28 protein-coding genes and 2 tRNA genes are annotated in these 25,169 nt (G+C 59.3%); 18 read left to right on the forward strand and 12 right to left on the reverse strand.

Translation table 11 applies throughout. The features are described 5' to 3' along the window. Positions 1–195: 195 nt before the first annotated feature. Both BMX55_RS00190 and hemN read right to left on the reverse strand, forming a co-directional pair. Complete coding sequence (locus BMX55_RS00190; protein WP_091452987.1) at positions 196–909, reverse strand: sulfite exporter TauE/SafE family protein; 714 nt, start codon at positions 907–909, stop codon at positions 196–198. Positions 910–914: 5 nt separating this feature from the next. Beyond that, positions 915–2,297, reverse strand: coding sequence for an oxygen-independent coproporphyrinogen III oxidase (gene hemN / locus BMX55_RS00195; RefSeq protein ID WP_091450969.1), 1,383 nt, complete (start codon positions 2,295–2,297; stop codon positions 915–917). Between the two features lie 167 nt (positions 2,298–2,464). Here hemN and fnr point away from each other — a divergent pair, with 167 nt between their 5' ends. The 12 genes from fnr (at position 2,465) to BMX55_RS00255 (ending at position 12,068) form a co-directional block, all read left to right on the forward strand. Continuing rightward, complete coding sequence (fnr, locus tag BMX55_RS00200; RefSeq protein WP_091450971.1) at positions 2,465–3,187, forward strand: fumarate/nitrate reduction transcriptional regulator Fnr; 723 nt, start codon at positions 2,465–2,467, stop codon at positions 3,185–3,187. Between the two features lie 183 nt (positions 3,188–3,370). Further along, positions 3,371–3,751 (forward strand): SWIB/MDM2 domain-containing protein, encoded by a 381-nt coding sequence (locus BMX55_RS00205; RefSeq protein WP_091450975.1) that lies wholly within the window; start codon positions 3,371–3,373, stop codon positions 3,749–3,751. Between the two features lie 195 nt (positions 3,752–3,946). Then, positions 3,947–6,190: a TonB-dependent receptor gene (locus tag BMX55_RS00210; protein ID WP_425432033.1), complete on the forward strand. Its 2,244-nt coding sequence runs from the start codon at positions 3,947–3,949 to the stop codon at positions 6,188–6,190. Between the two features lie 39 nt (positions 6,191–6,229). Then, the gene (locus tag BMX55_RS00215; RefSeq protein WP_091450978.1) at positions 6,230–6,919 is read left to right on the forward strand and encodes a Fe2+-dependent dioxygenase; all 690 of its coding nucleotides are present in this window, start codon (positions 6,230–6,232) and stop codon (positions 6,917–6,919) included. Positions 6,920–6,923: 4 nt separating this feature from the next. After that, a complete protein-coding gene (locus BMX55_RS00220; RefSeq protein ID WP_091452992.1) occupies positions 6,924–8,048 on the forward strand; it encodes an alpha-hydroxy acid oxidase in 1,125 nt (374 codons plus the stop codon). Between the two features lie 107 nt (positions 8,049–8,155). Further along, entirely contained in the window at positions 8,156–8,380 is a 225-nt protein-coding gene (locus BMX55_RS00225) for a (2Fe-2S)-binding protein (protein WP_091450980.1), read from the forward strand. A gap of 140 nt (positions 8,381–8,520) precedes the next feature. Beyond that, entirely contained in the window at positions 8,521–9,234 is a 714-nt protein-coding gene (locus tag BMX55_RS00230) for an energy transducer TonB (RefSeq protein WP_091452995.1), read from the forward strand. A gap of 24 nt (positions 9,235–9,258) precedes the next feature. Further along, entirely contained in the window at positions 9,259–9,978 is a 720-nt protein-coding gene (locus BMX55_RS00235; RefSeq protein ID WP_091450982.1) for a MotA/TolQ/ExbB proton channel family protein, read from the forward strand. A 2-nt stretch (positions 9,979–9,980) separates the two neighbouring features. Next, the gene (locus tag BMX55_RS00240) at positions 9,981–10,388 is read left to right on the forward strand and encodes an ExbD/TolR family protein (protein ID WP_091450985.1); all 408 of its coding nucleotides are present in this window, start codon (positions 9,981–9,983) and stop codon (positions 10,386–10,388) included. Positions 10,389–10,412: 24 nt separating this feature from the next. Then, positions 10,413–10,649: a hemin uptake protein HemP gene (gene hemP, locus BMX55_RS00245; RefSeq protein ID WP_091452999.1), complete on the forward strand. Its 237-nt coding sequence runs from the start codon at positions 10,413–10,415 to the stop codon at positions 10,647–10,649. A 232-nt stretch (positions 10,650–10,881) separates the two neighbouring features. Continuing rightward, positions 10,882–11,583 carry a Bax inhibitor-1/YccA family protein gene (locus BMX55_RS00250; RefSeq protein WP_091450988.1) on the forward strand — a complete coding sequence of 234 codons (702 nt, stop codon included), beginning with the start codon at positions 10,882–10,884 and terminating at the stop codon, positions 11,581–11,583. Positions 11,584–11,702: 119 nt separating this feature from the next. Next, positions 11,703–12,068 (forward strand): hypothetical protein, encoded by a 366-nt coding sequence (locus tag BMX55_RS00255; RefSeq protein WP_177172780.1) that lies wholly within the window; start codon positions 11,703–11,705, stop codon positions 12,066–12,068. Between the two features lie 22 nt (positions 12,069–12,090). Here the strand turns inward: BMX55_RS00255 and rlmD are convergent, their stop codons facing one another. Next, the gene (gene rlmD, locus BMX55_RS00260; protein WP_091450991.1) at positions 12,091–13,515 is read right to left on the reverse strand and encodes a 23S rRNA (uracil(1939)-C(5))-methyltransferase RlmD; all 1,425 of its coding nucleotides are present in this window, start codon (positions 13,513–13,515) and stop codon (positions 12,091–12,093) included. 63 nt (positions 13,516–13,578) lie between these two features. Between rlmD and BMX55_RS00265 the strand changes: the two genes are divergently transcribed. Both BMX55_RS00265 and BMX55_RS00270 read left to right on the forward strand, forming a co-directional pair. Beyond that, entirely contained in the window at positions 13,579–14,190 is a 612-nt protein-coding gene (locus BMX55_RS00265; protein WP_091450995.1) for a chromate transporter, read from the forward strand. Further along, on the forward strand, positions 14,187–14,783 hold the full coding sequence (locus tag BMX55_RS00270; RefSeq protein ID WP_091453005.1) for a chromate transporter: 597 nt from the start codon (positions 14,187–14,189) through the stop codon (positions 14,781–14,783). The genes BMX55_RS00265 and BMX55_RS00270 overlap by 4 nt, the downstream gene beginning before the upstream one ends. A 13-nt stretch (positions 14,784–14,796) precedes the next feature. Here the strand turns inward: BMX55_RS00270 and BMX55_RS00275 are convergent, their stop codons facing one another. The 3 genes from BMX55_RS00275 to BMX55_RS00285 are packed head-to-tail and all read right to left on the reverse strand — an operon-like array spanning position 14,797 to position 17,011. Further along, positions 14,797–15,534 (reverse strand): SIR2 family NAD-dependent protein deacylase, encoded by a 738-nt coding sequence (locus BMX55_RS00275; protein ID WP_091450998.1) that lies wholly within the window; start codon positions 15,532–15,534, stop codon positions 14,797–14,799. A gap of 8 nt (positions 15,535–15,542) precedes the next feature. Continuing rightward, a complete protein-coding gene (gene rlmB / locus BMX55_RS00280; protein WP_091451002.1) occupies positions 15,543–16,295 on the reverse strand; it encodes a 23S rRNA (guanosine(2251)-2'-O)-methyltransferase RlmB in 753 nt (250 codons plus the stop codon). Between the two features lie 8 nt (positions 16,296–16,303). Then, positions 16,304–17,011, reverse strand: a complete 708-nt coding sequence (locus tag BMX55_RS00285) for an ABC transporter ATP-binding protein (RefSeq protein ID WP_091451005.1) — start codon at positions 17,009–17,011, stop codon at positions 16,304–16,306. A gap of 59 nt (positions 17,012–17,070) precedes the next feature. Between BMX55_RS00285 and BMX55_RS00290 the strand changes: the two genes are divergently transcribed. Next, positions 17,071–17,682, forward strand: coding sequence for an arylesterase (locus BMX55_RS00290; RefSeq protein ID WP_091451007.1), 612 nt, complete (start codon positions 17,071–17,073; stop codon positions 17,680–17,682). Between the two features lie 18 nt (positions 17,683–17,700). Here BMX55_RS00290 and BMX55_RS00295 read toward each other — a convergent pair whose 3' ends face one another. Together BMX55_RS00295 and BMX55_RS00300 are read right to left on the reverse strand one after the other, a co-directional pair. After that, positions 17,701–17,901 carry a hypothetical protein gene (locus tag BMX55_RS00295; protein WP_091451009.1) on the reverse strand — a complete coding sequence of 67 codons (201 nt, stop codon included), beginning with the start codon at positions 17,899–17,901 and terminating at the stop codon, positions 17,701–17,703. A gap of 79 nt (positions 17,902–17,980) precedes the next feature. Next, a complete protein-coding gene (locus BMX55_RS00300) occupies positions 17,981–19,210 on the reverse strand; it encodes a PLP-dependent transferase (protein ID WP_091451013.1) in 1,230 nt (409 codons plus the stop codon). A 97-nt stretch (positions 19,211–19,307) separates the two neighbouring features. Between BMX55_RS00300 and BMX55_RS00305 the strand changes: the two genes are divergently transcribed. From BMX55_RS00305 to BMX55_RS00315, 3 genes are all read left to right on the forward strand, one after another. Further along, a tRNA-Asn gene (locus BMX55_RS00305) sits at positions 19,308–19,383 on the forward strand. Positions 19,384–19,430: 47 nt separating this feature from the next. Continuing rightward, positions 19,431–19,506, forward strand: a tRNA-Asn gene (locus BMX55_RS00310). 99 nt (positions 19,507–19,605) lie between these two features. Then, positions 19,606–20,439 carry a DODA-type extradiol aromatic ring-opening family dioxygenase gene (locus tag BMX55_RS00315; RefSeq protein ID WP_245751174.1) on the forward strand — a complete coding sequence of 278 codons (834 nt, stop codon included), beginning with the start codon at positions 19,606–19,608 and terminating at the stop codon, positions 20,437–20,439. Between the two features lie 30 nt (positions 20,440–20,469). Here the strand turns inward: BMX55_RS00315 and BMX55_RS00320 are convergent, their stop codons facing one another. From BMX55_RS00320 to BMX55_RS00335, 4 genes are read right to left on the reverse strand one after another with little or no spacing between them, the layout of a single operon-like run. Beyond that, positions 20,470–21,453 carry a Bug family tripartite tricarboxylate transporter substrate binding protein gene (locus BMX55_RS00320; RefSeq protein ID WP_091451019.1) on the reverse strand — a complete coding sequence of 328 codons (984 nt, stop codon included), beginning with the start codon at positions 21,451–21,453 and terminating at the stop codon, positions 20,470–20,472. A 57-nt stretch (positions 21,454–21,510) separates the two neighbouring features. Continuing rightward, positions 21,511–22,269, reverse strand: a complete 759-nt coding sequence (locus BMX55_RS00325) for an SDR family NAD(P)-dependent oxidoreductase (RefSeq protein ID WP_091451023.1) — start codon at positions 22,267–22,269, stop codon at positions 21,511–21,513. A 22-nt stretch (positions 22,270–22,291) separates the two neighbouring features. Further along, positions 22,292–22,972 (reverse strand): RluA family pseudouridine synthase, encoded by a 681-nt coding sequence (locus BMX55_RS00330; RefSeq protein ID WP_245751175.1) that lies wholly within the window; start codon positions 22,970–22,972, stop codon positions 22,292–22,294. After that, positions 22,969–25,158, reverse strand: a complete 2,190-nt coding sequence (locus BMX55_RS00335) for a PAS domain-containing hybrid sensor histidine kinase/response regulator (protein WP_091451027.1) — start codon at positions 25,156–25,158, stop codon at positions 22,969–22,971. The genes BMX55_RS00330 and BMX55_RS00335 overlap by 4 nt, the downstream gene beginning before the upstream one ends. Between the last annotated feature and the right edge of the window lie 11 nt (positions 25,159–25,169).

The raw sequence follows: 25,169 nt of genomic DNA on the forward strand, positions 1-25,169 counted from the left end.
CATACTGCCAATTAACGAACTTTGTTTGAACAGCCAAATTTTAGGAGTTACGCAAAACCAGCGATCTCAACTTTCCATCCCATGAGTTCAATGTGCGTAAATTAAAGATTCGAGGCGCTTTTGCGTCACTCCTAAGTCAAATGCAATTGCCCTGAGGGCCGATATAAGCCATTATTTAGCCCCCAAGGCCGGGGGCTAGCTGCACCACAGTTCCGGCCCGTGGGTAGCATCCAGCCACAACGCCCATAATGCCACACCACACAGTAACACGCCTGCCAGCCGTGTGCCACGGTCGCCATGCACCTTCAGGCGCTGGCGCAGCCGCAACCACAGCCACGGCCCGGCCAGCAGCCACAAGCCACTGCCCAAGGCAAACAGTGCCATCGTCACGGCCCCCGACAGAGCGCTACCGCTCAGTGATGCCACTAGCAAGGCTGAATAAAGCAAACCACAAGGCATCAGTGCCCACAGAAAGCCGGTGGCAAACACGCCGCCCGGTTTAGCCACTACTGGACGCACCCGTTGCCAAAGCCCGCGCCCGGCTTGCTCTACCCAAGCGGGCTGGCGTGCCAGCACCACCATCATCAGGCCCCAAGCCAAAATGCCCACATGCAGCATTGTCCATGCTGGGCGCAAGGCGGCGCTTTGCACCGTGACCCACGCCAGACTTTGCATGGCTACCGCTGCCAGCGCCCCCACGCTGGCATAGCCCAGCAGTCGGCCCACATGGTATGCCCAGAGTCGCAGCCGCTGCGGGCTACTGGTTGGCCCTTGCACCGGCTGCGTGGTAGTCGTCTCAGAGTTACCCGCCCCCACCACGGCACCGCAAGGGGCTGCGCACATGGCTAAACAATGCGGCCCCCCCACCAGCCCCATCACCAAGGCCGTCCAGGCCACTGAAAAAAGCATCATCCTCAAATGATGCGGGAAAATCGGGTTCGGTTCCGGTCGGCCTGTAAATACCGGTCAAACGTCATGGCAATGCCGCGCACAAAGTACCAGCCCATCTCCGTGACTTGCACGCCATCGGCGTTGAAGCTGACCAAGCCTTGGCCGGCCATTTCTTGCAGCACGTCCAACTCGGCAGCAAAATACTGTCGAAAATCAATCAGCCAAGCGGCTTCTAATGGCTCAAACAGCAGTTCGCCTTGGCACATCAAGGCCATGATGACGGCGCGGCGCACCAAATCGTCGCGCGTCAGGGCCAAACCGCGCACAATGGGCAGACGGTTTTGGTTCAGGTGGTCGTAGTATTCGTCCAGTGTTTTGGCATTTTGGCTGTAGGTGGCACCCACGCGTCCAATGGCCGATACCCCCAGCGCAATCAAATCGCAGTCGGGCTGGGTGCTGTAGCCCTGAAAATTGCGGTGCAGGCGTCCTTGGCGTTTAGCCACGGCCAGTGCATCGTCGGGCAGGGCAAAATGGTCCATCCCTACATAGACATAGCCCGCTGCATTAAAGGCCTCTAGCGAGCGCGCCAGCATCCCCACTTTGGCCGAGGCCATTGGCAAGTCGGCCCACACAATGCGCCGCTGTGGCTTAAAGCGCTCAGGCAGATGGGCGTAGGCATACAGGGCGATGCGGTCGGGGCGCAGCTGTGCCACTTGGGCCAACGTGCGCTCAAACGAGGCTGGTGTTTGGCGGGGCAGGCCGTAAATCAAGTCAATGTTGATTGAGGCAAAACCCAGCGTTCGTGCGGCCTCTACCAGTGCAAATACCTGCTCGGCAGGCTGGATGCGGTGGACAGCTTTTTGCACTTCGGGGTCAAAATCTTGCACGCCAAAGCTCAGGCGGTTAAAACCCAGTTCGGCCAGCACGGCCAGCCGCCCAGCATCTACCGTGCGTGGGTCGATCTCGATGGAGTACTCGCCATCGGGGGCCAGCGTAAAGTGGCTGCGCAGCATGGCCATCAACTCGCGCAAGCCCTCATCGGACAAAAACGTGGGCGAGCCGCCGCCCAGATGCAGCTGGCTGACTACTTGGCCTTTGCCGCAGTGGGCGGTGTGCAGTTCTACCTCGCGGCTGAGGTAGCGCAGATAAACCTCGGCCCGGTCTTGGTGCCGGGTGATAATTTTGTTGCAGGCGCAGTAGTAGCACAGCGATTCACAAAATGGAATATGCACATACAGCGACAACGGCAGCGCTTTGGCCGAGGTTCCCACGCTACGCTGTTGCAGGGCCAGCACATAATCGGCCTCGCCAAACGCCTCCACAAAGCGGTCTGCCGTTGGGTAGGAGGTGTAACGCGGCCCGGGCACGTCAAACTGGGTCAGCAATTCAGGGGAAACAACGGTCATCAGAAACTTCCTTAAGTGCCCATGTACTGTGCCGTAAATGGGCTGGGTGGGCGTTGACGTCTATCAAGGGCAGGCGGCAAAAGACAGCGCTGTGGGGCGCTGTGGGTGATGGGCGATAATTTGAACATGCCGACCGTCGGCTGCTTGCCGGAAATGCCTTACTTGCCATGAATCCACACACCATCAAAGTCGCCTGCTCCAACTGCAATCTGCGCGAGCTTTGTATGCCGCTGGGCCTGACCGAAGCACAAATCCAGCGCATTGACGACATGGTAGCCACCCGGCGCAAAATCAAGCGCGGTGGCACACTGTTTCACAACGGCGAGGCGTTTACCTCCTTGTATGCCATCCGAACCGGGTTTTTTAAGACCTGTGTGGCTACCGAGGACGGGCGCGATCAGGTCACAGGCTTTCAGATGGCGGGTGAGGTGATTGGCTTGGATGGCATTGTCAATGACCGGCACACCTGCGATGCCATCGCCTTGGAAGATGCCGAGGTTTGCGTGATGCCCTTTGATCGCATCGAAGAGCTGTCTCGCGAGGTGACGGCGCTGCAAAGCCATGTGCACAAGATCATGAGCCGCGAAATTGTGCGCGAACATGGCGTCATGCTGCTGCTGGGCAGCATGCGCGCCGAAGAGCGCTTGGCCGCCTTTTTACTCAATTTGGTACAACGGTTACACACGCGGGGTTTTTCGCAATCAGAATTGGTACTGCGCATGACCCGCGAGGAGATCGGCAGCTACTTGGGCCTCAAGCTAGAGACCGTCAGCCGCACCTTTTCTAAATTTGTCGATGATGGCATTGTCGAGGTGCGCCAGCGCCATGTGCGTATCCTCAATACCGATGCCCTCAAACGCATTGTCAACAACCAGCAGGCTTGTCACTGAGAGTGAAAGTCTGTGAAAGACCGGCTGTAAAGCGCCTATGGGCGCTATTTCTGTCATAGTTTGTGGCAAAAAAAGTACCCCACCTCTTGGAAAGCTCTTTTTTTCCCAGTAGCATCCCTCTAGCCAGTGGAGAAGCAGGTTTTCGCTGGTTCACACTGCTCGTTATTCATAAGGAAACCCAACATGGCAACTACCAAAAAAGCTCCGGCTAAGGCCGCCCCCGCTGCTGCCGCTGCCAAACCCGAAAAGGTTGCAAAGGTCAGCAAGGCTGCTGCTGCCCCCGCTGCTGAAGCTGCTGCCCCTGCTGCTAAAAAGCGCACCCCCAACGCGGCTTTCATGAAGCCCCTGACACCGAGTGATGAACTGGCCGCTGTGGTGGGCAAGGCTCCCCTGCCACGCACGGAAATCATCAGCAAGCTGTGGGCTTACATCAAAGAGCACAAGCTGCAAGACGAAGCCAACAAGCGCAACATCAATGCTGATGCCAAGCTGAAGAAGGTGTTTGGCAAGCCCCAAGTCTCGATGTTCGAGATGGCTGGCCTGATTGGTAAGCACGTGAAATAAGCGTTCGCGCCCTTCACACGAGGCCGGCTTTGCCGGCCTTTTTTTTTCTTCACTTTGCTTTTGAATGAGAATAGTTGTTATTTGATTTAAGATTGGCGTCTTTGCGATGCACAGCCAGTTTCCCAGCCACTGCTTCGTACCTGTGCCGGCACCGATGGTGGTGTCGGTGGCAATGTCATACCTACGGAGGCCCAATTGGCAAAGAAACCCGCACCGCATTTGCAAAACTCTACACCCGCGCCCCAGTGGCAGACCACCGCTGTATCCAGCCGCACTACAACAGGCCTAGATAAGCCCTTGTTGCCATTGGGCGCTTTGATGCTGGCTACCTCGATGGGGAGCTGGGCGCAGACCAGCGAGCCACCCAGTGCTACCTTGCCTGCCGTCACGGTGCGTGAGGCGGTGCAGATCCAAAGCAAAGACACTTTGCAGGTTAAAAAAACCACCATCGGCAAAGGCCAGCAAGAACTGCGCGACATTCCACAAAGCGTTACGGTGTTTACCGAGCGCCTGATGGACGACCGTAATCAAGACGACTTTCGTGAGGTACTGCGCACCACGTCAGGCGTGACTTTTCAGGCGGGCGAGACCGGCGAAGAAGATGTGCGCCTGCGCGGCTTTTCCTTGGGCCAAGCTGGAGATATCTACATTGATGGCATGAAAGATGCCCCGTTGTATGAGCGCGACACCTTTAACAACGACCGGGTAGAAGTGCTCAAAGGCTCGGCCTCGATGTTGTTTGGTAAAGGCTCGACCGGCGGCGTGGTCAACCAAGTGAACAAAGCGCCACTGTTGATGGATCAGCACGAAGCCACTTATACCTTTGGCACTGGCAACGAGCACCGCGTCACGGGTGACTTTAACTTTAAGACCGGCGAAGATGCGGCTTTGCGCGTCAATGCGATGGTACACAACGCCGATAACCACGGTGCCACGCAGAAAAAGCGCGGCATTGCACCCACCTTCAGTTGGGGCATTGGCACCCGTGATGAGTTCTCGGTGGGTTTGTACTATTTGGACATCCAAGGGCGACCCTCTTACAACCACCCTTGGTTTTTGGACAATGGCGTGATCGTGCCATCGTTGCCCGCTAAGAATTACTACGGCCTGAGCAGTGATTATTTGAACACTTCGGCCAAGTACGTCACGCTGTCGCATATCCACCGTTTTGACAATAATGGCGAGCTGACCACCCGCTTGCGCCACGGCACTTACGAGCGCGATTTGTGGGCCAGCGTGATCCGCTTTGGTACCGGCACCACGCTAGCAAACATCAATAACAGTACGGTAGTAACACGCTCCCCCAAGGGCCGTGTCGGTAGTAGCGATCTGACGCAACTGCAAAGCGATTACACCAACACTTTTGATTGGCTGGGCAAGAAGCACGCGCTGATTGCTGGACTGGACATCTACCATGATGATGCCGAGCGCAACCAAAATTTTGCAGGCCCCGCCAGCGGCTTAAACACCACGGTGGGCACCCCAAACGATGGTGCTTGGCGTGCAGACACCCGTGGCAATCCGGCTTACAACAGTTTCACGGCGCGCAATGTCAGCTTGTACGCACAGGACACTATGAGCCTGACACCAGAGTTCAAACTGGTGGCGGGGTTGCGTTATGACCGTTTTAAGGCGTCGTACCACACCAGTGCCGATCTGAGCCATGCGCGCTCGGATGATCTGTGGAGCCCCCGTATTGGGGCTTTGTACCAGCCTAGCGATCTGGCTTCGTACTATGTATCGTATGGCACTTCGTACAACACTTCGGGCGATACCTACCAGTTTGGTAACCCCAATGCCGCGACTGAAAAAACGGCCAATACTCCGGCAGAGAAGAGCCGAAACTTTGAAATTGGCGGCAAATTTGAACTGTTTGACAAGCGCGCTAGCCTTGGAGTGGCCGCCTTCTACAGCGAAAAATACAACGAGCGCAATACCGACCCTGACACCGCATCTACCCAGCAGTTGCTCTCGGGCAAGCGCCATGCCACCGGGATGGAGTTCAACTTGGCCGGGCGCGTCACGCCGCGTTGGGAAGTGTTTTATAACCACACTTGGATTCCCAGTGCCAAAATCGACAAAAGCAATGTGGCCTTGGCCGCTAATGGTGGTGGTGCCCAAGTCAAGGGCGACCGCCCCGGCCTGACGCCCAAGCACAGCGGCAGCTTTTGGACGACCTACGCTGTCACGCCGCAGTGGCGTGTGGGTGCCGGTTTGAACTACCGGGGTCAGCAAAACCCCGAAGGCGCTCGCAACGTGCTGGCCGACAGTTTTGTTACGGCAGATGCGATGGTGGAATACAGCTTGAACGAAAAAACCTCGGTCAAGCTCAACGTCACCAACCTGAGCGATGAGCTGTATGCCGATAGCCTGTACCGTGGTTTCTATGCCCCCGGTGCTGCCCGTGCGGTGCAACTGACGCTCAAGACCCGTTTCTAAGCGGCCCACCACCCTACTACCACGCACTGCTTGCCCCGTATGTTTTTGCATCTGAAAAATATCCTCACCGCGCAAGAGGTTGAAACTGCCCGTGTTTTGCTAGGTGATGATGCCCCTTGGATTGACGGGCGCAGCAGTGCCGGTGGGCAGGCGCTGGCACACAAGCGCAATGAGCAATTGGCCCAAGACAGCCCCCAAGCGCAGCAATTGCGTGCCTTGGTGCTGGCGGCCTTGCAGCGCGATGCCTTGTTCTTTTCAGCGGCCTTGCCCAAAAGGATTTTTAATCCGCTGTTTAACCGCTACAGCGGCGACAGCAACTTTTATGGCAACCATGTCGATGGTGCCGTGCTGCGCTCACGCTACCCAGAGCAGTGGGTGCGCAGCGATTTGTCTTGCACCATTTTTCTGGCCCAGCCAGAGGAGTACGACGGTGGCCAATTGCTGATCCGCGAAGCGCAAGGGGAGCGAGCCATCAAATTGCCTGCGGGCGATATGGTGCTCTATCCCAGCTCTACCGTGCACCAAGTGGCCCCGGTGACGCGGGGGGCGCGCATTGCCAGCTTCTTTTGGATAGAAAGCATGGTGCGCTCGCTAGAACAGCGCCAATTGCTGTTCGATATGGACATGGACTTGCTGCGCCTGCGCAGTGCCGTGGGCGAAACTGCCCCCGCCGTGGTGGGGCTGACGGGCACTTACCATAACCTGCTGCGTATGTGGGCCGATGTCTGAGCGGATGATGCACAGATTACAACGCCAGACGGTGCCCGCCAGCATCGTCAATTTGGCTGACCACGAGCAGCAGGCTAGGCAACACCTCGACGATAACGCTTGGGCCTACTTTGGCGGTGGTGCCGGTGATGAAATCACCTTGCGCGCCAACCGCACGGCTTGGGATGCCTTGCGCCTGCAACCGCGTGTGTTGCAGCGCTTGGCGGGCGGCCATACCCGCACTACCTTGCTGGGCCGTACCTTGGCGCACCCCATGATGTTGGCTCCGGTGGCGTTTCAAAGGCTAGCCCATATCGATGGTGAATTAGCCAGCGCCTATGCCGCCGCCGCTTTGGGCACGGGCATGGTGTTAAGCACCCAAGCCAGTACCCCGCTAGAGACGGTGGCGCAAGCCTTTTTGGCCGATGTAGGCAGTGGCCCGCTGTGGTTTCAGTTGTATTTACAGCATGACCGGGGTTTTACCCGCACTTTGGTGCAGCGCGCCGAGGCCGCTGGATATGAAGCCTTGGTGCTGACAGTGGATGCTCCAGTGAGCGGCATCCGCGACCGCGAGCGCCGAGTGGGGTTCCATTTGCCCCCTGGTATCCGTGCGGTTAATTTGGATGGCTTGTCACCGCGCCCGTCCCGGCCTTTGCAGGCGGGGCGCAGTGCCCTGTTCGATGATTTACTGCACGATGCGCCCACTTGGGACGATGTGCAATGGCTGCAATCGATTACCCACTTGCCAGTGCTGCTCAAGGGCGTGCTGCACCCCGACGACGCCCGACAGGCCGCTGCCATCGGTGTGGCCGGGTTGATTGTGTCTAACCACGGTGGGCGTACCTTAGATACCGCATTGACGACCGCCCAAGCGCTGCCTGCGATAGTACAGGCCGTACAGGGGCGCTTGCCGGTGCTAGTGGATGGCGGTATTCGCCGGGGCACCGATGTGTTCAAGGCGCTGGCGCTGGGGGCCAGTGCCGTATTACTGGGGCGGCCCGCCATTCATGGATTGGCTAACGCCGGGGCGGTGGGCGTAGCCCATGTGCTGCGTCTGTTGCGCGATGAGCTGGAGGCCACGATGGCCCTGATGGGTTGCGCCACACTGGCCGATGTGGCAGCGGCCAATCTGCTGGGCAACCCAGCCTAGCGTCGGGCGTAATCCCATCTTGGCAGCATAGATTTATTGAATGAGAAGAATTCTCATTTATAATTCAGACAGTTCTTCCAACGGTTTTATTTGCTGGAGTGTCTGTCATGATTGTGTGTGTTTGCCGCCGGGTCTCTGACCGTGACATTGCCCGCCATGCCCACGCTGGCATGGGGTTTGACGATATTCAGTTTGAGCTGGGTGTGGCCACCCAATGTGGCCGCTGCGAGGGCTGCGCCCGCGATGTGGTGGCCCAGTGCCATGCCAGTCGGCCTGTGGCGGCTTTGCACAATATGTTGGTAGCGCCCCATGCCCACGGGGCTGGGGTCTAGTTCGCCATGATGCTGTCCATCTTTGCAGGCAGTGCCTTGTTGGTAGTGGTTTCGGCTTGGTGGATTTTTCACCGTTGAGCAGGCCCCACCGGGTGTAAGTTTTATATTGGCTTGGGGTGCTGGCCGTTATTGATGGTTCTATGTCTTCTTTTGATCGTGTTGCTTTTCCTGTTGTTTCTACCCGCCATGCGCTGATTGCTTCTGGCGTGGTGCTGGCCCATGCCGTCGGGCTGTGGACTTTGCAGGCAGGGTTGTTGCGCAAGGCCGCTCCACAAGAAGTTGTGGTACCTGCCCAAGTGTTGGCCGAGTTCTTGGTGGCGGCTCCACCCCCAGCGCCCCCACCTCCGGCACCGCCTGCACCCAAGACGCCGCCCGTGCCGCGTCCGGCGGTGGTTAAAACCCCGATGCCACGGCCTGCCCCTGTGCCGCTGCCAGTTGCCCATGCACCGGCCACCCCCAATGCCCCCGTAGTGCAGGCCAGTGAGGCGGCTCCGGCCCCTGTGTCTGCACCAGTAGCGCCGCCCTCTCCCCCGGCACCACCTGCTCCTCCAGCACCCCCGGCCCCGCCACGGATTGAGTTGCCTTCCAGCCATGCCGCTTATCTGCAAAACCCAGCACCAGCGTACCCTGCTATCAGCAAGCGCATGGGCGAGCAAGGCAAGGTCGTGCTGCGCGTGCTGATTGGTGCTGATGGGTTGCCGCAGCAGGTGCAATTACAGCAATCGAGCGGCTATGACCGGTTAGACCGCCAAGCCCAAGAGGCCGTGATGCGTTGGCGCTTTGTGCCCGGCAAGCGCAACGGTGTACCTGAGACCATGTGGAATCTGGTGCCGATCAATTTTGTTCTCGAATAATTAAATCCATCGTCAGGAGTTTTCATGGAATCGCAATTTGGCTTGGCCCACGTCTGGATGCAGGGTGATTTTGTCACCCGTCTGGTAGCAGTGCTGCTGCTGGGCATGTCGCTGGCGTCGTGGATCGTCATCATCATCAAGGCGCTGGATATCATCAAATTCAAGCAACACGCACGGGCGGCCTTGGGGTTTTGGCACAGCGAAGATTTTGCGGCTGGCTTAGAAAAGCTCGGTGCTGATCCGGCCAATCCTTTTCGCCAGTTGGCTATTGAGGGGCGCGAAGCCACCGCCCACCACCGCCAAACCAAAAGCCAATTGCACGATAGCTTGGACGTGAGCGATTGGGTCACGGGTTGTCTGCGCAACAACATTGATGAGTTCACCGCCCGTTTGCAATCGGGGCTGGCTATTTTGGCCTCGGTGGGTTCTACAGCTCCTTTTATTGGCCTGTTTGGCACCGTTTGGGGCATCTACCATGCCTTGATTGCCATCGGTACGTCGGGCCAATCGACGATTGACAAAGTGGCTGGCCCCATTGGCGAGGCCCTCATCATGACGGCACTGGGGCTGGCCGTGGCTATTCCGGCGGTGCTGGGTTACAACGCGCTGGTGCGGGGCAACAAGTCCATCCTGAACCGTCTGAACAGTTTTGCCCATGACTTGCACGCTTATTGCGTGACTGGTGCCCGTGTCTCTGTTGGTGTCGAAGTAGGCAAGGTTCATCCCTTGAAGAAAGGGGTTTGAGCATGGCCTTTGGAACCCAAGACGATACCGATGAGGTGATGAACGAAATCAACATGACACCACTGGTGGATGTCATGCTGGTGCTACTCATCATCTTCATTATTACCGTGCCGGTAATGAAGCACTCGGTCAATGTGGATTTGCCCCGTGCCAGCAATCAGCCTGAACTGATTAAACCTGAGACGGTGCGCCTGAGCGTGGCTGCCGATGGGGCCTACTTTCTCAATGGCGCACCCATAGAGGAGGAGCAACTGGAGGCCCTGCTGAAAACTGAAGCTGCCAAAGAGCCACAACCCGATTTGCATATCCGGGGCGACAAGGCGGTGCGCTATGAGCGTGTGGCCCAAGCAATGGCTACCGCCCAGCGTGCCGGTGTACGCAAAATCGGTTTTGTCACCGACCCCCAATAATTTTTGCCTTGGAGTATGGACACCATGTACGCCAGTTTGACCGGTTCTTCGCTCTCTCTTGCTGCTGCGGCCTTGGGGGGCGCTGCCCCCCAAGAGCCGTCTGCCTCTGCCGCCTTAGAGGTGCATGGCAGCACACCAGCGCTAGACGCTTTAGACAGCCAAGATTTGTTGCAAGGCCGCAAGACGGTGGCCATTGCACACAATGGCAACGTGTACCGCTTGCAGGCCACCCGCTTGGGTAAATTGATTTTGACGAAATAGGTTTCATCGTGGGGCGACTCCCGGGTTTGTTGCGAGCCCGTTCGGGTCGTTTTTGCCAGCCAACGGTTTTTTGCCGCGTAGCCAGGCTTTTTTTGCGTCAGGAACTTTTTCGGATGGGGTAGCTCTAAACTGTTGATTCTTCCCATGATTTGTGGGGGTATTGATTCCTATAGGAAAGCCCCCATCTAAAATTCAGACGCCTGCGCTGTGCAGGTCACTCAGGAGCACATTTATGAACGACCGTCTAACGGCCCTCCACTCCTCTGCGGACTATGGCTACGGCATCTCGCAGGATCAGCGCCAAAAGGTGCTGCGCAATACTTACTGGCTGCTGGCCTTGAGCTTGGTGCCTACAGTGCTGGGCGCTTGGATTGGCGTAGCTACCGGCATCACTTCCATGCTCAGTGGTGGCGTGGGCATGATCGTGTTTATGGCCGGTGCCTTTGGCTTTATGTTTGCCATCGAGAAAACCAAGCATTCGGCCATGGGTGTGCCGGTGCTGTTGGCCTTTACCTTCTTTATGGGCTTGATGCTGTCGCGCATGATTGGCTCGGTGCTCGGCTTCAAAAACGGCTCTGAACTCATCATGACTGCCTTTGCCGGTACCGCTGGTGTGTTTGTCGTCATGGCTAGCTTGGCTAGCGTCATCAAGCGCGATTTGTCGGGCATGGGCAAGTGGCTGATGGTGGGCGCTTTGGTGCTGATGGTCGGTGCTGTCATCAATGTGTTTGTGGGCTCTAGCGCGGGCATGATGGCTATTTCGGTGGCTGCCATTGGTATTTTTAGCGCCTACATGCTGTATGACCTCAAGCAGATCATTGACGGCGGCGAGACCAACTACATCAGCGCCACTTTGGCCCTGTATATGGACATCTTTAACGTCTTCCAGAGCCTGTTGGCCCTGCTGGGCATTTTTGGTGGCGAGCGCGAATAAGCATCTACGCTTTTCTTGCCCCTTCAAGCCCCGCAAGGGGCTTTTTTCATGGCCGCTGCCCAGAGTAATCTGGGGTGGAGGGCTTCATTCTGCCCCGACCTGTGCCGATAATGGGAAACATGTTCCAGAAAGTGCCCCCCATGCTGCTACGCTTTACCCCCCTTTTTGCCTTGCTGCTCCTGACCGGCTGCGAGATTCCGGGCCTGATTCCTAACCCGGCAACAGTGCAAAAAGAGGCCGAGGCCAAGGCCATCGGCAGTGCTTGTCGCCATGCCCTGCGTGGCCTAGAAGATTGCTACATCCTTAACCCCAAGGCCCCTAAGGCGTCGGTGTTTGCGGGCTGGAAGGATATGGATGGCTACATGCGCGACAACAAAATTGACGGCACGCCCTCGGTGCTGGGCAAGGCCGAAAAAGCAGCCAAGCCCCCCACCGAAGAAATTATTCAGCCCTCGCGTGGGGCTACCAGCGAGCGGCGCAGTTAAGCAGGCGTTTGTTCACGCGTGCTCAAATACGCTCAAACACGGCCATGCTCTCGACGTGGGCGGTGTGCGGAAACATATTCACCATGCCCGCAGCCACGCAACGGTAACCGGCCCGGTGTACCAGCAGACCGGCATCACGCGCTAGCGTGGCTGGGTTGCAACTGACATACACAATGCGTTGTGGCGGCGTCCAGCCCGTTGCCTGTGGTGGCAATTCTGGAGCATCTTCGGCTCCCAAACGGGCCTGTTCGATATTCGCTAAGGCCGTCGCTAAGGCAAAAGCACCTTCGCGGGGTGGGTCGATCAGCCATTTTTCGGCTACGCCATCGGCCACCAGCATCTCCGGCGTCATCTCAAACAGGTTGCGCGCCACAAACTGCGTTGGGGCCAGCGGTTGCCCGGCTTGGGCTTGGTTCAACGCGTAGTTATCGCGCGAGCGCGCCACCAAGGCCTCGCTGCCTTCAATGCCTAGCACTTCGCGCCCTTGGGTGGCCAGCGGCAGGGTAAAGTTGCCCAAACCACAAAACCAGTCAATCACCCGCTCGTGCTTTTGCACATCCAGCAGGCGCAGCGCACGCGACACCAGTACCCGGTTGATATGCGGGTTCACTTGCGTGAAATCGGTGGGTTTGAACGGCATGGTGATGCCAAATTCGGGCAGCGCGTACGACAGTTGAGGGCTATCGGCATCGAGCAGGCGCACGGTGTCTGGGCCTTTTGATTGCAGCCACCATTGCACTTGGTGCTCGGTAGCAAAGGCGCGCAGTTTGTCGATATCGCCCGCCGAGAGCGGCTCCAAATGGCGCAGCACCAAGGCTGTTACTTCATCGCCACAGGCCAGTTCAATTTGTGGGCAGGTGTCGCGGGCCTCTAGCGATGCAATCAAAGCCCGCAGGGGCATCAGCATGGCACTGACATGGGGCGGCAAAATGGGGCAAACTTCCATATCGGCCACATAGCGGCTTTTGCGTTCATGAAAGCCCACCAGCACCGTCCCTTTTTTGATCACGTTGCGCACCGACAGGCGGGCGCGGTAGCGGTAGCCCCAAGCCGGGCCTTCAATTGGGCGCAGCAGGGTTTCGGGCTTGACCTTGCCCAAATGCCAAAGGTTGTCTTCTAGCACGCGCTGCTTGACGGCTACTTGGGCACCTGCGTGCAAATGCTGCATTTTGCAGCCGCCACAGGCCCCGGAGTGCAGGCCAAAATGGGGGCATCCGGGGCGTACGCGCTGCGCCGATTCTTTGTGAATGGCCGTCAGACTGGCCTGCTCCCAGTTGTTTTTCTTGCGGTGGGTGTTGGCCGTGACCCATTCAAAGGGCAAGGCACCATCAATAAAGACCACTTTGCCATCAGGCTTACGGGCGACGCCTTGGGCGTCTAAATCCATGGAATGCACCTCCAGCCAGTCGGCGGGGTACGCGGGTGGGGTTTCGTTCAAATCGCTCATGGCGGCGATTGTCTCAGGCCCGCCCGTGCAGACCAAGGCCAGAAGATGCAAAATCCTCTTCCTATGACCAGCCCTGTTCCTGTTATTGCGCCGACATTGGCGCAACCCTCTCCCCTTGCCACACGACCTGCGCCGCGCAACTTAGCGGAGGTATTTTGGTCTTTTACTTGGTTGGCTTTGCAGGGCTTTGGTGGTGTCGTTGTCGTGGTGCAGCGCGAGCTGGTGGAGAAAAAACGCTGGCTGACCCGAGAGGAATTTATTGAAGAGTGGGCGGTGGCCCAAGTCATGCCCGGCCCCAATGTGGTCAATTTGTCCATCATGATTGGGGATCGTTATTTTGGCCTGCGCGGTGCGCTGGCGGCCGTGGCCGGGATACTGGCGCTGCCCTTGGTGCTCGTGTTGTTGGCTGCTTTGGCCTATGCCCACTGGGCCACCCATCCCGCTGTGGCGGGTGCTTTGCGCGGTATGGGTGTGGTGGCAGCGGGCATGATTGGCGGCATGGGGCTCAAGCTGATGCCTGCCTTGCGCCAGCACCCTTTGGGGCCGGTGTGGAGTGGCCTGATGGCACTGGCTGCTTTTGTGGCGGTGGCGTGGTGGCGTATTCCCTTGCCTTGGGTGCTGCTGGTGTTGGGCTTGCTGGCCTGTGGCCTGACGTGGCGCAAGGTGGCCCCATGATCGCCTTGAGCTTGCAGGCCTCCGACTGGCTGGAGTTGCTGCTGTATTTTCTGTCTATGTCTTTGCTGGCGGTAGGTGGGGCTATTTCTTTGGCCCCAGATATGCACCGTTTTTTGGTCGATCAGCAAGGTTGGCTCACGGATTTGCAATTCAATGCCAGCGTTGCCATCGCACAGGCTGCGCCGGGGCCTAATTTACTGTTCATTGCCCTGTTGGGCTGGAATGTGGGCCTCAATGCGGCTGGCGCTGGTGCAGGTAGTGTTGGGTGGGCGCTGGGCTTGTTGGGAGCTGGATTGACCATGTTGGGTATTTTGTTGCCCAGTGCTACCCTGACTTGGCTGGCTAACCGTTGGGCGCAACGTAACCGCGAGCGGCGCAGCGTGCGTGCCTTCAAGCAGGGCATGGCACCTATCGTGATTGGTTTCATGATGGCCACGGCTTGGGTGCTGGGCCGGGGTCAGGGGCAAGTCCAAGCCGATCTGGGTTTGTGGCTGCTGGGCTTGGTTTGTGCTTTGCTGGTATGGCGCACCCGCCTGCATTTGCTGTGGTTGCTGGGGGCGGGTGCTGCGCTAGGTGCGCTGGGTTGGGTGTAGAGCAGTAGAGCCGTCAGAGCGCCAGCAGCGCGGGCAGTACTTGCGCTGCGCCACCGTGCAAAACGGCGTGGGCCACACCATCGAGCTCGCTGGCTGCGGTGTTGACCACCACCACCCGGGCACCAGCGGCGCGTGCGCTGTGCGCCAGCCCTGCCGCCGGGTACACCACCCCAGCCGTGCCCACCACCAGCATTAAATTGCAGGCGCGGGCAGCCTGCTGCGCGGCATCAAACACCGCCAGAGGCAGTGCTTCGCCAAACCAGACCACGCCCGGGCGCAGTAGGTTGCCGCAGCGCGGGCAATGCGGTGGGGTGCCCGCCTCGACGGTGTCGGGATGGCAGCAGGGACGCGGCAGATCCAAAAAGCGGTCTTCCATCAGATCGCCGTGCAGGCACAGCACCCCATGGCTGCCTGCGCGCTGGTGCAGGCCGTCGACGTTTTGGGTGATGAGCGTCAGGCGTCCGGGGTGGCGTTGTGCAAACTCGGCCAGCGCCGTATGCCCCGCATTGGGCTGCACCCCCACCATTAACTGGCGACGGTGCATATACCAGCCCCAGACGCGCTCAGGGTGGGCGCGAAAGCCTTCTTCGGTTGCCATATCTTCGGCCCGGAACTGCGCCCAGTAGCCGGTCTGGGCATCGCGGAAGGTAGGCACGCCCGATTCCGCGCTGATACCCGCCCCGGTGAGCACCGCGACCTGACTGGCTTCGCGCAGCCAGCCACGCACGGTTTGCAACAAGACGCTGTTCATCGCTCTACTCAGATGGTGCTGCGCTGGCGCAGGGCTTCGTACAGACAAATGCCGCTGGCTACCGAGACGTTCAGGCTCTCTACTGCGCCTTTCATGGGGATGCTGACCAGCGCGTCGCAGGTTTTGCGCGTCAGTTGGCGGATACCGTCGCCTTCTGCCCCCAGCACCAAGGCCACGGGGCCTTTTAAATCGGCTTGGTAGATGTTCTGCGGGGCGTCACCGCTGGTGCCGATGATCCAGATATTGCGCTCTTTGAGCTCGTTGAGAGTGCGCGCCAAATTGGTCACCATAAAGTAAGGCACAGTCTCAGCCGCGCCGCTGGCTACTTTAGCTACGGTGGCATTGATGCCCGAAGCGTGGTCTTTGGGCGCAATCACCGCATGGGCACCAGCGCCATCGGCCACGCGCAAGCAGGCTCCTAGGTTGTGTGGATCGGTCACGCCATCGAGCACCAGCAGCAAGGGCGAAGTGACGCCGCTTTCTTCCAGATTTTCGAGCAGCTCGTCCAGAGAGGTGATTTGCGCCACTGGCTCTACCCGTGCCGCTACGCCTTGGTGGCCGTGGCTACCCGCCAGTTTGGCTAGGCGCAGGCTATCGGCCTCGATCAGGCGGGCACCGGCCTCACGGGCGCGATCCAAAAACTGGCGCATCCGTGCGTCGCGCCGGGTGGCCTCGTAGTAAATTTCAATAATGGATTTTGGTGCGGTTTTGAGGCGCACGCCGACGGCATGAAAGCCGAACAGAACTTTGGGGGAAGACATAGGCGCAATTATCCGCGTTCGCTTATGTGGGCGATGCGGCCTGCTTCCATGGTGATGCAGCGTTCGCACCGGGCTGCTAACTCTCGGTCGTGGGTGACTAAGACCAATGTGGTGCCCTGCTCACGGTTCAAGTCCAACATCAACTGCATGATGGTCTCGCCGGTAGCAAAGTCTAGGCTGCCAGTGGGCTCGTCGGCCAGCAGTACGGCGGGCTGCACCACAAAGGCCCGTGCCAGCGCTACGCGCTGCTGCTCGCCACCACTGAGCACTTTGGGGTAGTGCTGTAAGCGTTGGCCTAAACCGACGTGGTGCAGCATCTGCGTAGCGCGTTGGCGGGCGTCGCGCTGCCCAGCCAGTTCTAGCGGCAGCATCACGTTTTCTAGCGCCGTCAGGTTGCCCATGAGCTGAAAGCTCTGAAAGACAAAGCCCATCTTTTGCGCCCGCAAGGCAGCGCGGGCATCCTCGTTCAAGGCAAAAATATCTTGGCCTTCCAATAACACCGTGCCGCTGCTGGGGGTATCCAAGCCCGCCAGAATCGACAGCAAGGTGCTTTTGCCGGAGCCAGAAGCACCGACAATGGCCACCGTTTCTTTGGCGCGTAGCTGAAAATCAATATCGCGCAAAATCTGCAAGCTGCCGCTGGCATCCGTGACGGATTTGCTCAGTTGCTTAACGGTCATCAGGGGGGCGGCAGAAGCGATGGCAGAGTCGGACATGAAAGGATGGATCCTAGGTGAAGCAAACAGTGTATCGACGCCACTTTATCTGGTGCAGCATGGCCGTGTTGTCGGGCGGGCTGTTGTGGGGGGGGCAGGCACAAGCCAAGCCATCGACCATTTTGGTCTTGGGTGATTCTTTGAGTGCCGAATATGGCTTGCCCCGTGGCACGGGCTGGGTGGCTTTGCTAGAGCAGCGCCTGCAAGCCGAAAAACTGGCGTTTACGGTGGTCAATGCCAGCGTCAGTGGCGACACGACCGCCGGGGGCCGCTCGCGCCTGCCTGCGTTGTTGGCGCAGCACCGGCCAGCGGTAGTGGTGATTGAACTGGGGGGCAATGATGCCCTGCGTGGCCTGCCTCTGCCAAGCACCCGAGACCATTTGCAAACCATGACACGCGCCGCCCGTGCTGCGGGCGCCAAGGTGTTGCTGGCCGGGATGCAGGTGCCGCCCAATTATGGCCGCGACTATGGGCAGCAATTTGCCGCGCTGTTTGCCACGGTGGCGCAAGAAAATCAGGCCGCATTGGTACCTTTTTTGCTCAAGGGCATTGCCGACGGCCCCGATCCTTTGGCTTTGTTCCAATCAGATCGGATTCACCCACGGGCCGAGGCCCATCCCCGCATCCTCGATAACGTCTGGCCCGCATTGCGCAAGCTACTGCGTTCGTAGGGGCGGGGTGGTGCTAGATTAACCCGCTTGCGTGCTGTTATCGGAAGAAGGGAGCGCAGCGCTGCCTGTGGGGGCTGCGGTGGCATCATCCGGGGCTACATAGCCGCCGCTGTGGTGCGCCACCGAACCACTGGCCTTGGAGCGCAGTTTTTCTTCTTTTTTCTTTTTCTTGGCCAGCTCGCGCTGGCGTTTTTCGTATCCGTAGTTGGGGGTTGCCAAGGTGCTGGTGCTTTCTATAAAGTGAAAATTTGAAAGCCCACTGTAACAGTTCCACCTTGAACGGGTAGCGTGTTGGGCGTTACAACGCTGGTAAAGCCTGCTCTAACGCCTGTTGCAGGTCTTGTTGCAAGTCTTGCGTTGCCTCCAGTCCGATAGAAAAACGCACTAGTCTGCCGGGGCGCAGGTGCGGTGTGGGCAGGCTGCGCATGGTCGATAGCTCGTAGGGCATGACCAAGCTGATTGGGCCGCCCCAGCTATAGCCAATTTTGAAATGGCGCAGGCCATCGCAGAAGGCATCCACTTGCTGCTGGCTATAGCGCTCATCCAAAATAACACTGAACAAGCCCGCTGCCGCGCCATCACCGCCGTGGGCTGAGCCGCACAAGGCTTGCCAATGGGCATGGCCCGGAGTATCGGGCAACGCCGGATGCAGCACCTGCACCACGGCAGCTTGCTGTTGCAGCCAGCGTGCCAGATGGCGCGCCGTTAAGTCGTGGGCGCGGTAGCGCAAGGCGATGCTGGGCAAGGAGCGCAACAGTAGCTCGGCATCATTGCCGCCAATACCCAAACCCAAGTGCATGTGCAGCAGTTTGATTTTGAGGTGCAATGCCGGGTTGCGGGTGATGATGCTGCCCATGAGCACATCGCCGCCGCCGCTGGGGTATTTGGTCAGGGCGTGGGCTGAAATATCTACCGCCAGCGTGCCGTCGCCTGTCAAATCAAATGGGGCAAAAGCTAACCCAGCGCCCCAAGTGTTGTCTAACGCTGTGGTTACGCCTTGGGCTTGGCACAGTCGTACCAGTGCGGGCAGGTCAGGAAACTCCATCGTTACCGAGCCGGGCGCTTCTAACCAGACCAGCCGGGTGGCGGGCGTGATTTTGGCTGCCAGATCTGCCGGGTTGAGCGGGTCGTACAGCGCATGGGCAATGCCAAACTGTGCCAACGTGGCCGCTGCCATCGAGGCATTGGGGCCGTAGGCGTTGTCTGGAATCAGTACCTGCTGGCCGCTGCGCAGCAAAGCCAGCGACACGGTGGCAATGGCGGCCAGCCCGCTGGGCACCAGTACGCATTGCAGGCCACCTTCGAGCGCGCACAGCCGCTCCTCTAGCGTGAAAGTGGTGGGTGTGCCATGCAGGCCATAGGTGTAGCTGCTCTTGTCTTTCCACTCGCGGCTGCGCATCGCAGCCACGTTGGGGAAAATCACCGTAGAGGCTTTATGTACCGCCGGTGCTGGGGCAAAAAACCCCTCAGGCGGTGTGTAGCCGTGGTGGATAAGGCGGGTGGACAGGTCGATGGCGGTGTCTTGCATGATGGGGCAATGGTATAGCGCGGTGGTGGCTCTGAAAATGGCCCAGCCCGCGTCCGCAGGCGTGAGGGGTTATTTTTCTGTATATAATGCGGGTCTTTCCTCAATAGCTCAGTTGGTAGAGCGCCGGACTGTTAATCCGTAGGTCCCTGGTTCGAGCCCAGGTTGAGGAGCCAGATTTTATCGCCCTGCCCTGTAGCAGGGTTTGTTGAGTACCCATTATTCCTCAATAGCTCAGTTGGTAGAGCGCCGGACTGTTAATCCGTAGGTCCCTGGTTCGAGCCCAGGTTGAGGAGCCAAAATCAAGTAAGGGAACCTGCTTAGCAGGTTCCCTTTTTCGTTTGGGGTTGATGCAATGGCGCTAACATCAAGGCCCGCCGCTCATTTTGCCGCTTGCCATGTTTGTTGCCCTTGCTCCTGCCACTCCTCCTACGGGCCGGATGCCCACTTGGTTCATCCCACACGGCGGTGGCCCCTGCTTCTTTATGGACTGGAACCCGCCCGGCGTTTGGGATCAGATGGAGCAGTACCTGCGCACGGCAGCTAGCACGTTGCCGCAACGCCCGAAAGCCATCGTCATGGTGTCGGCGCATTGGTTGGCACCAGCATTGAGCGTTACCAGCGGTGCGCAACCCGCGTTGATTTACGACTATTACGGTTTTCCGCCCCACACCTACAGCTTGCAATATCCGGCACGGGGTGAACCGGCGTTGGCTCATCGCATCGTCGATCTGTTGGGGCAGGCCCACTTGCCCGCACAAACCGACGCCCAACGCGGTTTTGACCACGGCATGTTTATCCCGCTGATGTTGTTGTTTCCTCAGGCGGATATTCCGGTGGTGCAACTCTCGCTGGGCCAGAGCCTCGACCCAGAGTTGCACCTGCAAGTGGGTGCAGCGCTGGCACCACTACGCGACGAGGGCGTGCTAATTATTGGCAGCGGTATGAGTTTTCATAATCTGCGCATCTGGGGCGACCCGCAGTATGAATCCGCCTCCGTGCAGTTTGACCACTGGCTGACCAACGCCCTCCAAGCGGATGTCCCTAGCCGCCGCCAAGCGCTGTTGGATTGGGAGCAGGCACCCTTTGCGCGGCTGTGCCACCCACCCCACGGCGAGGAGCACCTATTGCCGCTGATGGTGGCGGTGGGAGCCGCAGGCCAAGACCTTGGGCGGCGCGTTTACAGCGACCGGGTGATGAACCGGGCGCTGTCGGCGTTTAGCTTTGGTTGATCTGAGTCGCCAGCCGACCCAGACTCGTTGTTATTCGAGTTTGGCACCCGAAGCCTCGACAATGCCTTTCCACTGGGTGTATTCGCGCTGCAATTGCTCGGCCAACTGGGCTGGGGTCATGGCTTGGGGTTCGGCCCCTTGGGCTTGGATGGCGGCCTTGATGTCGGGCTTGGCCAGCAGTTTGTTCACTTCCGTGTTCAGGGTGGTGACTACGGTAGCCGGCGTGCCTGCTGGGGCAAACAGACCATACCAAGTGCTGACGTCAAAACCCTTGTAGCCCGATTCGGCAATCGTCGGCACTTCGGGCAGCGAGCTGCTGCGCTGGGCCGAGGTCACGGCCAGCGGGCGCAGTTTGCCCGCTTTGATTTGGCCCATGGCCGATGGCACCGAGGACACCAGAAGATCCACATTGCCTGCCAGTGCATCGAGCAGTGCAGGGTTGGAGCCTTTGTAGGGAATATGGCTTAATTGGATGCCAGCAGCCTTGGCAAATAGATCGGCAGCCAAATGGATAGAAGTGCCATTGCCCGGCGAGCCATAGCTGATGGTGTGCGGTGCCTTGCGCGCTGCTTGCACCACATCGGCCAAAGTCTTAAAACGAGAGCTGGCGCTGGTGGCTATGAGCACTGGGGTGTAGGCGATGTGGGCCACCGCTACCAAGTCTTTGGTGGGGTTCCAAGGTAGATTTTTGTACAACCAAGGGGCAATCACCAGATTGTCTTTTTGCCCTATGACGATGTCATAGCCGGTAGGCGCTGCCTTGATGGTTTCGGCAATGCCAATGGTGCCGCCCGCTCCGGCTTTGTTCTCGGCCACGAGGCTCCATTGGGTTTGCTCTGCCAGTTTGGTGGCTACGAGGCGGGCCAAAATATCAGTCCCGCCACCGGGTGGGAATGGCACCACCATACGGATGGGTTTGCTCGGATAGGGTGCTGCTGGAGCCGCAGTTTGGGCATGGGCGCTGGCACCCCACAGCAGAGCCAGAGTGGTGCAGAAAAAAGAACGGCGCAACATAAGAGATTTTTTGTTTTGGGTAAAAAAAAGAAGCTGGGCAGTGGGTGCGGCCCACGCTCAATCGAGCCGCACATCGGCCACCGGCAGGTGGCCAAAATCGGGGCGCTGCAACCAAGCTAGCAAGCGCGCTGCTGCTTCTTGCGGGGAGGTGAGCATTCCGGCCGCTTGCAGTGCGGCAAAACTGGCGGCATCTGGGAACGCATCGGGGTCTGTGCTGCGCAGTTGTACCTGCATATCGGTGTCAATCACGCCCGGTGCCAGCGAGCACAGCTTGGCACCGTGGGGCTTGAGGGCCTCGTCCAGTGCGGCGCAGCGGGTAAAGTGGTCCATGCCTGCTTTGGCAGCACAGTAGGCAGACTGCGATGCCATCGCCCGCCGCCCCAAGCCAGAAGAAATGTTCAATACCTTGCGCGGCACTTGCCAGTCTTCGGTGGCTCCCAGAAAAGCCGCCGTCAGCAGCATCGGAGCTTCTAGCCCGACGCGCAGGGCTTGCGTTAGCGCAGCCGGATTGCTGGCCGACAGCGGTGCAATCGGTGGTATCACCCCGGCATTGTTGATGAGAGTGGCCGTGGCAAAGGTCCCCGCTGGTTGCGTTTGTAGCCATTGGCGCAGCCGGGCCGCTGCGCTGGTGCCATCGGCCAAATCGTGTTGCCACTGCTCTAACGCTGTGCCTTGGGCCTGTGCTTGCTGGGTCAGCCCATCGTGGCAGTGGCGAGACAGGCAAATCAGTGTGCCGCCACGGTGGAGCAATTGCTGGGCCATTGCCAAGCCCATGCCCCGCGATGCGCCGGTCAGAATGGTTAAAGGTGCGCTCATGGCCTGTGTTCCTTGCTAGATGCTAAAAATCAGCGGCGCAAGTGTAGTGCAGCCACTGGCCGGTGCTGGGGTGGGCCAAGCCTAGCGCCGTGGCGTGCAGTAGCAGCCGGGGCGAACGGGCTATGGTGGCCGCATCGGCATAAAGGGCATCGCCCAAAATGGGGTGACCGCAAGCGGCCAGATGTACGCGCAATTGGTGCGTGCGGCCTGTGAGCGGCTCTAACTCTACGCGGGTGGTTTGTGCCACGGCATCGGTGGTGAGCACGCGCCAGCGCGTTTGGCTCGGCTTGCCTTGCACCGGGTCAATGATGCGCAAGGGGCGGCGCTCCCAATCGGCGGCAATGGGCAGGTCAATCAGTTGCCATGCGCTGCCAGAGTCGGGCGGCAGCCAAATCCCCTGCACCACAGCTTGGTAGGATTTGTGCATGCGGCGCTCTGCAAAGGCGGTGCTCAAGGCGCGTTGCGCTGCCAGATGGCGCGCCATCAGCACCAAACCCGAAGTGGCCTGATCCAAGCGATGCACGATCAAGGCCTCGGGCCAGCAGCGCTGCACACGGGCGCTCAGGCAGTCTTGTTTGTCTGGGCCACGGCCCGGCACGCACAACAAGCCAGAGGGCTTGACTAGCACGAGCAAATCCGCATCGGCATACAGGCAAGGCACGCCTTCTGGGCTGGGGCCTGTGTAGATAGTGGGCGTGGTCACAGTTCACCCAGCAGGAGCTTTTGCACGGTGGCGCACATCTCTTCGACATCGTTGGGTTTGTGGATGAGCGCACGCGCACCTTCGGCCCGCGCAGCTTGTTCGATCTCAGCGGTGATGTAGCCCGAAGCCAGTGCCACCGGTAGGTCGGCACGGATACTGAGTGCCTCGCGCACCAGATCCACACCGCAATAGCCGGGCATGTTGTAGTCAGTCACCAGCAGATCATAGGTTTGTGGGTTGGCGCGCAGTGCCGCAGCGGCCTCGCGGGGGTCGGTAAAACCGCTGATGATGTAACCCCGGCGCTTGAGCAGGCGCTGCACCAAAAACACCAGCGCTTTGTCATCATCCACATACATCACATGGTGCTGGCGGCTGGGCTGCGCTGGCGCTGCCACTGCTGTGGCCGTGGTTTCTGGCACCAGCTCTGGAGCCTCGCTGGCCGTGGTTGCGGATACGGCGGGAAAATACAGCGTAAAGCGGCTGCCTTGGCTGGGCGCACTTTGTACATCCACCGCGCCGCCGTGGGTACGCATCACGCCATGCACTACCGACAGCCCCAGCCCCGTGCCTTGCCCCACCGGCTTGGTGGTAAAAAAAGGCTCAAAAATGCGCTGCAAGATGCTGGCGTCAATACCGGGGCCGCTATCGGATACGCTCAGGCTCACATAGTCGCCCGGTATAAGCCCAAGGCGTTCACACTGGCGCTGGTCGGGGCGCACGGTGTGCAACTCTACCTGTACGCTGCCGCGCCCTTCACCAATGGCATGGATGGCATTGGTACACAAGTTGAGCACGGCTTGTTCGACTTGGGTCGGGTCGGCCAGCACTGGGGGCAGTGCGCTGGCCGCGTGCAAGCGCAGGTCAATGGCCGGGGGCAGCGTGACGCGTAGCAGGCGTTCGGTGTCGGCCAGCACTTCGGCCAAGGCCACGCTAGTGCGCCGGGGGGGCTCGTTGCGGCTAAAGGTCAAAATTTGGCGCACCAAATCGCGGGCGCGGCGACCGGCTTTGTCGATCTCGACCAAGCTTTCGTAGGCGGGCGAGCCGGGGCCACAATCGGCCTTGGCTAGCTCGGCATTGCCCAAAATGGCGCTCAAAATGTTATTAAAGTCGTGGGCGATGCCACCTGCCATCGTGCCCACGGCCTGCATTTTGTGCGATTCGCGCAGTTGTACTTCCAATTCGTTGCGATGGGCTTCGGCCTTTTTGCGCCCGGTCAGGTCGCGGGCAAACACGGTGGTGGTTTCGCCTTGGGCATGGCGTTCAAACGATACGCTTACCTCCACCGCCAGTTCTTTGCCGCTCACGGTGTGCGCCGTCATTTCACCCAACATGGCTTGGGTAGCCAATTGGGCAAAATCGAGCACTTGCTGCGCACCGGGCAAAAAGCGCTGCAAGGGGCTGCCCAAGGCATCGCTGGCGCTGCATTGAAACAGCGCCGCCGCCGTCGGGTTAAACACGGTGATGCGCTGGTGCTGATCTACACAAATGATGGCATCGAGCGAGGAGTTAATCACCGCCTCTAGCCGCCGCTCGCTGTCATGCAGTTGGGCATTGCGCTGCTGCAATTCTTGCGCGCTTTGCTGCAAGGCTTGGCGCTCGGCCAGCAGCGGCCCCTGGTCAATCACGGCGCACAAAAACTGCAACAGCGGTGGGTTGCCATCGTGCTGCGGGGCCTCAATGCGGGCAATGTGTAAATCGCCGGTGATATGGCCTTGCTCGCCAATGGTAAACACCACCTCGGTGGCTTCGCTGTGGCCCTCTTGCAGGGCTTGGGCAAAGGCTTGGCGCACCTGCGGGGCATCGGCCTCACACACAAAGGCTTGCAACTCGGTCAGGGGGCGGTCACGCTCCGTAGGCTGAAAAGAGCGGTGCGCCATCGAGTTGGCTTGCACCACCATGCCATGCTCATCGAGCACCATCAGCGCCAGCGGCACGCTAGAAAACAGGGTCTCAAACCGCTCCGAAGCACTCTCAGCCGCCGACTGGCTGTAGCGCAGCACCTTGTTTTGCGCTTCTAGCTCGGCTTGGTAGGCGCGCAATTCAGCAATCAAATCGGCCATGGGGCCGCTGGGGCGCTCGGCTAAGTTGCGCCGCTCCCTCTCCAGCTCTGTTTCTTCCGCTGGCGGGTAGGGGGGCAAGGGTAGTTCGGTGGTGCGCAGCAAAAAAGCAAGGTCGGGGCGGCTCATCGGGGCTGGCT

Source organism: Giesbergeria anulus (assembly GCF_900111115.1).
GTDB lineage: Bacteria > Pseudomonadota > Gammaproteobacteria > Burkholderiales > Burkholderiaceae_C > Simplicispira > Simplicispira anulus.